This window comes from Streptomyces sp. NPDC005070 (assembly GCF_053600395.1).
Map to the genome: position 1 here is coordinate 1 of NZ_JBSFZS010000054.1, position 11,774 is coordinate 11,774.

Sequence of the window (11,774 nt, forward strand, 5' to 3'; positions counted from 1 at the left end):
CATCAGACAACTTGATCGACTTATCTGATCAACATTTGAGCCTTGCGTCGAATCGTCCGGGATGCGCGGCGGACCGGTGAGGACCTCCTCGACGGCCCCCGGTGGCCCTGCGGAGGCCGCTTCTGTCAAGGCCACGTACCATGGGGTAAGGCCGTGGCGTGTTCAGCCCGGCAGTGGCCCCGCGGATGCGGAGGCCGTCCACTCACTCCGGGAGAAGCGCCTCACTATGGCCACGCGCCACGACATCCGCAACGTCGCCATCGTCGCCCACGTCGACCACGGCAAGACCACTCTGGTCGACGCCATGCTCAAGCAGGCCGGTGCCTTCGCCGCGCACGCCGCAGAGTCGCTGGACGACCGCATGATGGACTCGAACGACCTGGAACGTGAGAAGGGCATCACGATCCTGGCGAAGAACACGGCGGTCAAGTACCACCCGAAGGATGGCGGCGACGCCATCACGATCAACATCATCGACACCCCCGGCCACGCCGACTTCGGTGGTGAGGTCGAGCGCGGTCTGTCGATGGTGGACGCGGTGGTCCTGCTGGTCGACGCCTCCGAGGGTCCGCTGCCGCAGACCCGCTTCGTGCTGCGCAAGGCGCTGCAGGCCCGCCTGCCCGTGATCCTGTGCATCAACAAGACGGACCGCCCGGACTCGCGCATCGACGAGGTCGTGAACGAGGCGTACGACCTCTTCCTCGACCTGGACGCCGACGAGGACCAGATCGAGTTCCCGATCGTCTACGCGTGTGCGCGTGACGGTGTGGCCTCGCTGACCAAGCCGCAGGACGGCACCGTCCCGGCCGACAGCGACAGCCTGGAGCCGTTCTTCTCCACGATCCTGGACTCCGTCCCGGCCCCGTCCTACGACGAGTCCGCGCCGCTCCAGGCCCACGTGACCAACCTGGACGCCGACAACTTCCTCGGCCGTATCGCGCTGCTCCGCGTCGAGCAGGGCGAGCTGCGCAAGGGCCAGACCGTCACGTGGATCAAGCGCGACGGCGCGATGTCCAACGTGCGCATCACCGAGCTGCTGATGACCGAGGCGCTCACCCGCAAGCCCGCCGAGGTGGCCGGCCCCGGTGACATCTGCGCCGTCGCCGGTATCCCGGACATCATGATCGGTGAGACCCTCGCCGACACCGAGAACCCGATCGCGCTGCCGCTGATCACGGTCGACGAGCCCGCGATCTCCATGACCATCGGCACGAACACCTCGCCGATGGTGGGCCGTGGTGGCACGGGCAAGGGCGCGGACGCCAAGTCCGTGGTCAAGGACCGCAAGGTCACCGCCCGCCAGGTCAAGGACCGCCTCGACCGCGAGCTGGTCGGCAACGTCTCGCTCCGCGTGCTCGACACCGAGCGCCCGGACGCCTGGGAGGTCCAGGGCCGCGGTGAGCTCGCGCTCGCCATCCTGGTCGAGCAGATGCGCCGCGAGGGCTTCGAGCTGACCATCGGCAAGCCGCAGGTCGTCACGCAGCTCGTCGACGGCAAGGTGCACGAGCCGGTCGAGCGCATGACGATCGACGTACCCGAGGAGCACATGGGCGCGGTCACGCAGCTCATGGGTGTCCGCAAGGGCCGCATGGACAACATGTCGAACCACGGCTCCGGCTGGGTCCGCCTTGAGTTCGTCGTTCCCTCGCGTGGTCTCATCGGCTTCCGGACCGAGTTCCTGACCGGCACGCGCGGCACGGGCATCGCCCACTCCATCCACGAGGGCCACGAGCCGTGGTTCGGCACGCTGACGACCCGTAACAACGGCTCGCTCGTCGCCGACCGCTCGGGCGCCGTCACCGCGTTCGCGATGACGAACCTCCAGGAGCGCGGTGTGCTGTTCACCGACCCCGGCACCGAGGTGTACGAGGGCATGATCGTCGGCGAGAACTCCCGCGCCGACGACATGGACGTGAACATCACCAAGGAGAAGAAGCTCACGAACATGCGGTCGTCCTCGGCCGACACGTTCGAGGCGATCGTCCCGCCGCGCAAGCTCTCCCTTGAGCAGTCCCTTGAGTTCTGCCGCGACGACGAGTGCGTCGAGGTGACCCCGGAGGCCGTTCGCATCCGCAAGGTCGTCCTCGACCAGAAGGAGCGCGGCCGCACCGCGAGCCGCGCCAAGCACGGCTGATCCACCGCGCCAAGCACGGCTGATCCGCCGGCACCGACCGGCTGATCCAAAGGCGACCTGAGCCCGGGTGCCCCCGCATGGGGGCACCCGGGCTTTTTTTGCCACCCATTTCCGTCCTCGCGTGTCCGAAATGCGGTGCGGCCGGACCGATACGCATGTAACACGTCCGTTTCGGGGGCTTCTCCCGCAGATCATTTTGTCCAAGTTTTGGAAGATGTACGCGGCAGCTGTGATGGAACCGAGACCTAAAGGCTGTGGTCGGTTATCTGGCTCATGTCACATAGTTAGCCGCGTAACGCTCGGGTCAATGGGTCATGCGCTGTGGGGACAGCGTCGACTCACGAGCACAGTGGGGTACTTGATCCTTCGTCAGGGGTGTCGGAGGTCAACCAGTACCCCTCCTGTCCGTGCACCGGTTGAGTCATGAGGAGGTACCCATGTGCGGTGTCATCAACGCCCTGTGGGTCACATCGTCCCCCGCGGTCCGCGACGACGGCGCGGAGTACCGAACCCTGATCCGCGCCACCGCGTACTGACGCGGGGGCCGGCGCCTGCGCCCGGCCCGACGGACCGTGACGTGGTTTCAACTACGCGCGTCCCGCTGGGACTTCCGGGCGACTTCGGGCGATCGACGTCTCTTCTGAACCGAACGGTGGCCGGGCACGCCAGGTGACGGCCGCCGACTCGGCACGGCCCGATCCGCTCCGGCGGACCGGCGCGGCCGGGTACGGCACACCCACACTTGCGGAATGGGCGAATTGTGACGAGTCCTATCGAGACTGAGGACGGCGCGGAACCGGTCGTCGTGCACGGCGGGCAGGCGGCGACCACGAAACCCGAGGGTGACCAGCTCGTCGGCCGGTCTCCCGGCCAGTTGATGTGGACCCGTTTCAAACGGGACCGCTCGGGGGTCATCTCCGCCTACGTCGTGGGGTTCTTCTTCCTGGTCGGGCTGCTCGCCCCGCTGATCTCCAAGCTGTACGGCAAGAATCCGTACACGGTGTACGCGGACGAACGTCCCGAGCTGTTCGACAGCGCCGGCGTGCCGCTCCAGCCCAACGGCGGTATCAGCAGCGAGTTCTGGTTCGGCCTGGAGCCGGGCAACGGCTATGACGTCTTCACCAAACTGATCTTCGGCATCCGGACCTCGCTGATGATCTCCGTGGCGGTGACGGTCACCGTCGTGATCACCGGCATCCTGCTGGGAGTGACCGCGGGCTACGTCGGCGGGAGGGCCGACTACGCCATCAGCCGCGTCATCGACTTCCTGCTGGCCTTCCCCTCGCAGCTCTTCTTCATCGCGAGCATGCCGGTCGTGGTCTCGCTCTTCGTGAGTCCGCGCGACGAGACCCCGACCTATGTGCGGGTGGTCGCGCTGATCGTCGTCCAGTGGTTCCTCGGCTGGATGAGTCTCGGCCGCATCCTACGGGGAACCTCGCTCTCCCTGCGCGAACGGGAGTTCATCGAAGCGGCCAAGGTGAGCGGGGCGTCCCCCTGGCGGATCATCCGCAAGGAGGTCCTGCCCAACGTGGTGACACCGCTCCTCGTGCAGACCACCTACCTGCTCCCGAACTTCGTGACGATCGAGGCGGGTCTGTCGTTCCTCGGCGTCGGAATCGTCGAACCGACGCCCGACTGGGGACAGATGTTCTCCAAGGCCTCGACGGAACTGGTCCTCCAGAACGACATCACCTACATGTTCTTCCCGGGCGTCTCGATGATCATCTTCGTCGTCGCGTTCAACCTGCTCGGGGATTCGGTCAGGGACGCCTTCGATCCCAAGACGGCTCGCTGACCACAGAGTTGTGGGCGCCTTCGCCCCGATCTCGAACGGCACCTCCACAGCACCTCAATGTCAGATCACTGGTTCGAAGACCGCAGACCGCAACTCGGCGGCACCACAGGTGCACTTGTTCGCACCGGTGACAACAGATGGGTAGGAATCTGAGTGATGAGTAGGGGCGGACGCCACGCATACGCCGCAATCTCAGTGCTCGCGGCGGGAGCTCTCGTGCTCACCGGTTGCAGCAAGGGCGGCAGCGACAACGGGAACAAGGACAACAAGGACAAGGAGAACGCGCAGCGGCAGCAGGCGTCGATCAAGTTCGGCAACGCCGCCGACTCCACCGGCCCCGCGGCCGAGGTACCCGGCGCCAAGAGCGGCGGCACGATGGAGGTCCTCCAGCGTGACAGCTACGCGCACCTGGACCCGGGCCAGATCTACGTCTCCGACGAGGGCTCCCTCGCCACGCTGCTCCACCGTGGTCTGACCGGTTACAAGGCCACGAGCGACGACGGCTCCAAGCACGAGATCGTCGGCGACCTCGCCACCGACTCCGGCACCACGACGGACGGCGGCAAGACCTGGAAGTACACGCTCAAGGACGGCATCAAGTTCGCGAACGGCGAGGCGATCACGTCCAAGGACGTCCGCCAGACCTTCGAGCGCATGTTCGCCCCGTTCATCAACCAGGGCCCGCCCTACATCCAGCAGTGGCTCGCCGACACTCCGGGCGCGGACTACCGCAAGCTGCTGAAGGACGGCCCCTACAAGGGCAAGCACCTGCCGGACACCATCCTGGAGACGCCGGACGACAAAACCGTCGTCTTCAAGTTCAAGACCTCGCACCCCGACCTGCCGTACGCCCTCGCCATGGCGGGCTACGCGGTCGTCTCCGCGAAGGGTGACACGAAGACGAAGTACGACCGGGCGCCCGTCACGACCGGCCCGTACAAGATCGAGTCGTTCAAGTCCGGCAAGTCTATGGTCCTCGTGAAGAACACCAACTGGGACCCGAAGACCGACCCGATCCGTCACCAGTACGTGGACAAGTTCAACATCACGTTCAACCAGCAGTACGAGACGTCCACCAAGACGCTGCTGGCGGACACCGGCGCCGACCAGACCGGCATCAGCTTCAACAACCAGGTCGACGCGGGCAACCTCTCCAAGGTCCTCGCCGACCCGAAGATGAAGTCCCGTACGGTCTCGGGCTTCCAGCCCTACGTCGGCCAGATGAACATCAACCTGAGCCACCCGGCCCTCAAGGACAAGACGATCCGCGAGGCCATCGCCTACGCCCTGCCGGTCACGCCGTTCGTGCGTGCCTACGGCGGCACCGACGCGATGGAGGTCGCCGGCGGTCTGATCAGCCCGACCGTCAGCGGCTACGACGCCTCCTTCGACCCGTGGGGCAAGAAGAAGAAGCCGGCCGGTGACCCGGTCAAGGCCAAGGCCCTGCTGAAGAAGGCCGGCAAGGTGGGCATGAAGCTGACCTTCGGCTACATCAACACCCCCGAGGGCCAGCAGTACTCCACCGCCATGGCCGAGGGCCTGAAGAAGGCCGGGTTCGACGTCCAGCGCCAGGAGATCCCGGCCGAGACCTACTACGACCAGGTCAGCAAGCTGGACAACAACTACGACATCTTCCACACCGCGTGGGGTGCCGACTGGCCGTCCGCCTCGACCGTGATCCCGCCGCTGTACGACGGCCGCGGAATCGCCGACGGCGCGCAGAACTACTCGCAGGTCAACGACCCCAAGGTGAACGCGGACATCGACCGCATCAACAAGATCACCGACCCGGTCAAGGGCGCGGCCGAGTGGGAGAAGGTCGACCAGTACCTGGTCAAGGACGTCGTCAACGTCGTCCCGACCGGCTACTACAAGCAGACCCAGATCGCCGGCTCCAAGGTCGGCGGCCTGGTCTACGACGACGTGATCGGTGGCGTCGACCCGCGTCGCCTGTTCGTCAAGTAACCGTCGCTTCGACGGGGCCCGGCGCGATCGCCCTCGGCGAGGGTGACGCGCCGGGCCCCGCCGGGCCCGCTGACGTCTGAGAGCTGCCCCTGCCATGCTGCGCTTCCTCATTCGCCGGACACTCGGCGCCGCCGTCATTCTCTTCCTGCTGAGTATCGTCGCGTTCCTGCTGTTCTTCGGGATGCCGAGGGACCCGGGCCTGCTGATGTGCGGCAAGACATGCACGCCTGCCAACCTCGCGAACATCCATCACGTGCTCGGCCTCGACAAGTCGATCCCGGAGCAGTACTGGATCTTCCTGCACAACCTCGTGCTGGGCAGCAACGGCTTCGACCAGGGTCCGTGCCCCGCGCCCTGTTTCGGGTACTCGTACCACACCAATGAAGAGGTCTGGGGCACGCTGATGGACCGCCTGCCCACCACGGTGTCGCTGACGCTGGGTGCCGCGGTCTGCTTCCTCTTCGTGGGTCTGGGCACCGGCATGCTCGCCGCGTGGAAGCGCGGCACGCTCGTGGACAAGACGGTGACCGCCGGCGCGATGGTGCTCAGCTCGATGCAGATCTACTTCCTCGGCCCGCTGGCGCTGGCCGCCCTCGTCTACCAGAGCCACCTCTTCGACAAGCCCGCCTACAACGACTTCACCGCGGACCCGGTGAGCTGGTTCAGCGGACTGATCATCCCCTGGGTGATCCTCTCCACGATCTTCGCCTCGCAGTACACCCGTATGGCGCGCTCGTCGATGATCGAGCAGCTCCAGGAGGAACACGTCCGCACCGCCCGGGCCAAGGGCATGTCGCGCAAGTACGTCTTCTTCCGCTACGCCTGGCGCGGATCCCTGATCCCCATCGTCACCATCTTCGGCATCGACCTCGGCTCGCTGCTGGGCGGCGCGATCATCACCGAGTACACCTTCGGACTCCCCGGCCTCGGCAAACTCGCCGTGGAATCGGTCTTCTTCAGCGACCTTCCGCTGCTGCTGGGCGTGATGCTCTTCTCCGCCGCCATGATCCTGCTGTTCAACATCGTCGTGGATGCCTGCTACGCCTTCATCGACCCGCGCGTGCGGCTGTCCTAGGAGCAATCCGTGACCACTCTGACCAAGGAATCGGGCGCCGGCACCCCGGCGGGCTCGGGTGCCTTCCTCTCGGTGCGCGACCTGTACGTCCGGTTCAAGACCGAGGACGGCGTCGTCAAGGCCGTCGACGGTCTCTCCTTCGACCTCGAACGGGGCAAGACGCTCGGCATCGTGGGGGAGTCGGGCTCCGGCAAGTCGGTGACCAACCTGACGGTCCTCGGCCTGCACAACCCGATGTTCACGACCGTCGAGGGCGAGATCGTGCTCGACGGCCAGGAGCTGATCACCGCCCGCGAGTCGGAGTTGGAGAAGGTGCGCGGCAACAAGGCCGCGATGATCTTCCAGGACCCGCTCACGGCGCTCTCCCCGTACTACACGGTGGGCCGGCAGATCGCCGAGCCGTTCTGGAAGCACACCGGAGCCTCGAAGAAGGCCGCCTGGGACCGCGCGGTGGAGATGCTCGGCAAGGTCGGCATCCCCAACCCCAAGGAACGGGCGAAGGACTATCCGCACCAGTTCTCCGGCGGTATGCGCCAGCGCGCGATGATCGCCATGGCGCTGATCTGCGACCCCGACCTGCTGATCGCGGACGAGCCGACCACCGCGCTCGACGTCACCGTGCAGGCCCAGATCCTCGACCTCCTGAAGAACCTCCAGCAGGAGTTCGGCTCGGCCATCATCTTCATCACGCACGACCTGGGCGTCATCGCGGACATGGCCGACGACATCATGGTGATGTACGCGGGCGGGGCGGTGGAACGCGGCACGGTGAACGAGGTGCTGCGCTCGCCCCAGCACCCCTACACCTGGGGCCTGCTGAACTCCATGCCCCGGCTGGACTCGGACCTCGATACGCCGCTCGCCCCCATCCCCGGCGCGCCGCCCTCCCTGCTGAGGCCGCCGTCGGGCTGCCGGTTCCACCCCCGCTGCACGTTCCGGGGCGAGGTCGGGGGTTCGCGGTGCGTGGACGAACTCCCGCTGCTGCCGGCGGGCCGGGGAGGCGCGTGCCACCTCACGGCCGAGCAGAAGCAGACCATTTTCGTCGAGCAGATCAAGCCCCGGCTGCGGTAGGGAGAACAGCGAGATGAAGGAAGACGTCGCGAAGGAAGACGTCGAGAAGGACGTCACGGCGGGCGCGGCCACGCTGCCCGCCCCGCGCGCCGCCGCCGGTGACAGCTCCGGCGAGCCGCTGCTCGTGGTCGAGAACCTGGTCAAACACTTCCCGGTCAAGGGCGGCTTCCCGATCAGGCGCACCATCGGCGCGGTGCAGGCGGTGGACGGCATCGACCTGACGGTGCACGTGGGCGAGAGCTTCGGCCTGGTGGGGGAGTCGGGCTGCGGCAAGTCCACGACCGGACGCCTGATCACCCGCCTGCTGGAGCCGACGGGCGGCACCATCTCGTACCGCGGCCAGGACATCACGCACGCCGGCCGCAAGCAGCTCGCGCCGGTCCGCTCCGAGATCCAGATGATCTTCCAGGACCCCTACTCGTCGCTGAACCCGCGGCAGACCGTCGGCAAGATCATCTCCGCGCCGATGGAGATCAACGGGATCAACCCGGCGGGCGGTCGCGAGAAGCGGGTTCGTGAGCTGCTGGAGATCGTGGGTCTGAACCCCGAGCACTACAACCGCTTCCCGCACGAGTTCTCCGGCGGCCAGCGCCAGCGCATCGGTGTGGCCCGCGCGCTGGCGTCCGAGCCCAAGCTGATCGTCGCCGACGAGCCGGTCTCCGCACTGGACGTCTCCATCCAGGCGCAGGTCGTCAACCTCCTCCAGGAGGTGCAGCGGGAACTGGGCATCGCGTTCCTGTTCATCGCCCACGACCTCGCGGTGGTACGGCACTTCTCGCAGCGCGTCGCCGTCATGTACCTCGGCAAGGTGATCGAGGTCGGCGACCGGAAGTCCATCTACACCCGGCCGCGGCACCCCTACACCCACGCCCTGCTCTCCGCGGTCCCCGAGGTCGAACTGGAGGAGTCCGACAAGCCCCCGCGGGAGCGCATCCGCCTCGCGGGCGATGTGCCGTCGCCCATCTCCCCGCCCTCCGGCTGCCGCTTCCGCACCCGCTGCTGGAAGGCGCAGGACAAGTGCGCGACCGAGGAACCGCCGCTCGTCCGGATCGCGGGCAACCGTGAGGGCCATCTGACGGCGTGCCACTTCCCGGAGGAGCCGACCACCGAGGCCCGCGACGAGGACATCGTCCTGGACCCGGCCCTGGTGGCCCTGGAGGACGCACCCGAGGCCACCTAGGACGGCCTGCCGTACGGAGGAGGGGCCCGCGCCGGACGCGCGGGCCCCTTCCCTTGCGCGGGCCGCGGAACGCGCGTGGGTCCCCGCTCCCTTGCGCGGGCCGCGGGGCGGTGCATGGGTCCGTCGGCCACCGGGTGCCCGGGGCCGCCCCGGACGGCCGAATGGGGGCCGCCCCCGGTCGGGGAGGTCCGGACCGCTCGCGGGCGTCCCTTCCTCGGCCGAGGGGGCTGTCATGGCCCAGTGAGCCGCCGGGGCGGTCAGGCCGGGCCGGCGACCGTGATGATCTCGGGGGCGGCGGGGGTGAGCGGCCGGAGCCCCCAGTCGCCGTACTGTTCGCGCACGACCAGCCCGGCCTCGCCGAGGAACGTCCTCAAGGCGTCCGCGCCCAGGAACCGCAGCGTGGTGCGGCTGACCCGCGGCCACCCCCAGCGCGGGTGCTCGAAGGTCTCGCTGAACGTCACCCGGTCCCCGAGCACCGGCGTCTCGACCTCGTGCCACACCCGTACGGGATCCCCGTGCGCGTCGCTCACCTCGCGCGCCCGCTCCGGCCGCCACCCCTCCCACGCCCGGACGGCGGGATTGCGGGTCTCGAAGACGAACCTCCCGCCGTCTCCGAGGGCCTGCCGTACGGCGGCCAGCGCGAAGCGCACCTCCTCGTCGCCGACGAGCACCTGGAACGCGTGCCCGGTCATCACGACGAGGTCGAACTCCCCCTCCCAGCGCACCGATCCGAGGTCCCCGAGCACCCACTCGACGTCCGCCTGCCCGCGCGCCTGGACCAGCATGGCCGCGGCGGGATCCAGCCCGCACAGCCGCCCCTCGTGACCGGCCTCCCGCGCACGCGCCAACAAGCGTCCCGTCCCGCATCCGACATCGAGCACGGACCGCGCGGACATCACCAGATCCAGGTAGAAGTCGTCGCTCGGACCCCATGGATTCAGCGTGTCGTACAAGGCGGCGAGTGAGACGTCACTGAACGATCGGTCAGCCATCACAGCAGTCTCTCAGCCCCGGCGGCCTCACGAAACCACTGATCGGAAAGGAACCGGTGAGCAAGTGACGGGGAAAGAATGGCAGGTTGAAGGGACGAGGAAAGGGGAGCCGGGGTTCGACGGGCTCCGACACCGCTCACGAGAATCGGGACGAGATGCTGCACCACATCGAGCTGTGGGTACCGGATCTGGGACGGGCCGTACGCTCCTGGGGCTGGCTGCTGGAGCGGCTCGGATACACGCCGTACCAGGACTGGCCGGACGGCCGGAGCTGGCGGACGGGGGAGACCTACCTCGTCTTCGAGCAGTCCCCCGCCCTGACCGCCGACCGCCACGACCGGCTGCGCCCGGGACTGAACCACCTCGCCTTCCACGTCGCCGGCCGCGCCGAGCTCGACACCCTCGTCGCCGAGGCGCCGGACCACGGCTGGACCCTCCTGTTCCCCGAAACCCACCCCCACGCGGGCGGCCCCGCCCACTACGCCGCCTACCTGGAGGACCCGGACGGCTTCGAGGCCGAACTCGTGGCCCGGCGGGAGGAGGAACGGAGCGTTAATCGCTCGACATCGAGTGGCCCCGGCCGGGATGCTTCACCCCGATGACTTCACAGACACGTACGGACAGGCCCCGTGACTGGGACGAGCGTTCCCAGTTGGCCACGTTTCTCGACTACGCCCGTGCCACCGCCCGCGCCAAGTGCGAGGACGTCTCGGCCGAGGACGCCCGCAAGGCTCCGTTGCCCGGGTCCCCGCTGATGACCCTGAGCGGGCTGATCAACCATCTGCGCTGGGTCGAGTACTACTGGTTCCAGGTGGTCTTCCTGGGCGAGGAGGACGAGGGGCCCTGGACGGACGAGGACCCCGACCGCGAGATGCGTATCGCCGTCGACTTCCCGCTCGCGCAGCTTCTCGGCGAGTACGAGGAACAGAGCGCCCGCTACCGCACGTTGGTGGCCGAGCACGACCTCGACACGAAGGCCAAGCGGGCCGGGCGCGACGGCACCCACGTCGACCTCCGCTGGATCGTCCTCCACCTCGTGGAGGAGACGGCCCGCCACAACGGCCACCTCGACATCCTGCGCGAACTGGCCGACGGCCGGACGGGAGACTAGACCATGGGAGAAGCGCAGTTGTCGCACCCCACCATCCGTACGATCACCTTCGACTGCTCCGGTGATCCCTACGATGTCGGGCTGTTCTGGAGCAGGCTGCTCGGCCGGCCGCTGAACGACGACGACAAGCCCGGTGACCCGGAGGCGGTGATCGAGGACCCGGCCGGTGGCCCGACCCTCCTGTTCGTGCGGGTCCCCGAGGGCAAGACGGTCAAGAACCGCGTCCACCTCGACCTGACCCCGCACGGCCGCACCCGCGACGCGGAGGCCGAACACGCCATCTCCCTCGGCGCCCGCCGCGTCGCCGACCACATCCGCCCCGACGGCAGCGGCTGGGTTCTCCTCGCGGACCCCGAGGGCAACGAATTCTGCATGGAACGCGGGGACTTGGAATTGTCGGACACGCCCTAGCCGGGCCTGCACGAGAGAAGGCCCGCACCGGGAGGTGCGG

Annotated in this window: 10 protein-coding genes; 9 read left to right on the plus strand and 1 reads right to left on the minus strand. The window is 67.8% G+C overall.

All coding sequences use genetic code 11. The features are described 5' to 3' along the window. The first annotated feature begins 226 nt into the window (after window positions 1-226). The 6 genes from typA to ACWEBX_RS19785 all read left to right on the plus strand — a co-directional run bounded on the left by typA (window position 227) and on the right by ACWEBX_RS19785 (window position 9,220). Entirely contained in the window at window positions 227-2,134 is a 1,908-nt protein-coding gene (gene typA, locus ACWEBX_RS19760) for a translational GTPase TypA (protein ID WP_451886123.1), read from the plus strand. A 760-nt stretch (window positions 2,135-2,894) separates the two neighbouring features. Further along, entirely contained in the window at window positions 2,895-3,929 is a 1,035-nt protein-coding gene (locus ACWEBX_RS19765) for an ABC transporter permease (protein ID WP_451886124.1), read from the plus strand. 156 nt (window positions 3,930-4,085) lie between these two features. Further along, window positions 4,086-5,894, plus strand: a complete 1,809-nt coding sequence (locus ACWEBX_RS19770) for an ABC transporter substrate-binding protein (protein ID WP_451886125.1) — start codon at window positions 4,086-4,088, stop codon at window positions 5,892-5,894. A gap of 94 nt (window positions 5,895-5,988) precedes the next feature. Next, window positions 5,989-6,969, plus strand: a complete 981-nt coding sequence (locus tag ACWEBX_RS19775; protein WP_451886126.1) for an ABC transporter permease — start codon at window positions 5,989-5,991, stop codon at window positions 6,967-6,969. 9 nt (window positions 6,970-6,978) lie between these two features. Continuing rightward, window positions 6,979-8,040: an ABC transporter ATP-binding protein gene (locus ACWEBX_RS19780; protein ID WP_451886127.1), complete on the plus strand. Its 1,062-nt coding sequence runs from the start codon at window positions 6,979-6,981 to the stop codon at window positions 8,038-8,040. A gap of 13 nt (window positions 8,041-8,053) precedes the next feature. After that, complete coding sequence (locus tag ACWEBX_RS19785) at window positions 8,054-9,220, plus strand: ABC transporter ATP-binding protein (protein WP_451886128.1); 1,167 nt, start codon at window positions 8,054-8,056, stop codon at window positions 9,218-9,220. A gap of 257 nt (window positions 9,221-9,477) precedes the next feature. Here ACWEBX_RS19785 and ACWEBX_RS19790 read toward each other — a convergent pair whose 3' ends face one another. Then, a complete protein-coding gene (locus ACWEBX_RS19790) occupies window positions 9,478-10,212 on the minus strand; it encodes a class I SAM-dependent methyltransferase (protein WP_451886129.1) in 735 nt (244 codons plus the stop codon). Window positions 10,213-10,367: 155 nt separating this feature from the next. Between ACWEBX_RS19790 and ACWEBX_RS19795 the strand changes: the two genes are divergently transcribed. Genes ACWEBX_RS19795 through ACWEBX_RS19805 form a run of 3 tightly spaced genes read left to right on the plus strand, consistent with a single transcriptional unit; the run spans window position 10,368 to window position 11,734 of the window. Further along, on the plus strand, window positions 10,368-10,814 hold the full coding sequence (locus tag ACWEBX_RS19795) for a VOC family protein (RefSeq protein ID WP_451886130.1): 447 nt from the start codon (window positions 10,368-10,370) through the stop codon (window positions 10,812-10,814). Then, a complete protein-coding gene (locus tag ACWEBX_RS19800) occupies window positions 10,811-11,323 on the plus strand; it encodes a DinB family protein (protein WP_451886131.1) in 513 nt (170 codons plus the stop codon). The genes ACWEBX_RS19795 and ACWEBX_RS19800 overlap by 4 nt, the downstream gene beginning before the upstream one ends. Window positions 11,324-11,326: 3 nt before the next feature. Continuing rightward, window positions 11,327-11,734: a VOC family protein gene (locus ACWEBX_RS19805; protein ID WP_451886132.1), complete on the plus strand. Its 408-nt coding sequence runs from the start codon at window positions 11,327-11,329 to the stop codon at window positions 11,732-11,734. The last annotated feature ends 40 nt before the right edge of the window (window positions 11,735-11,774 follow it).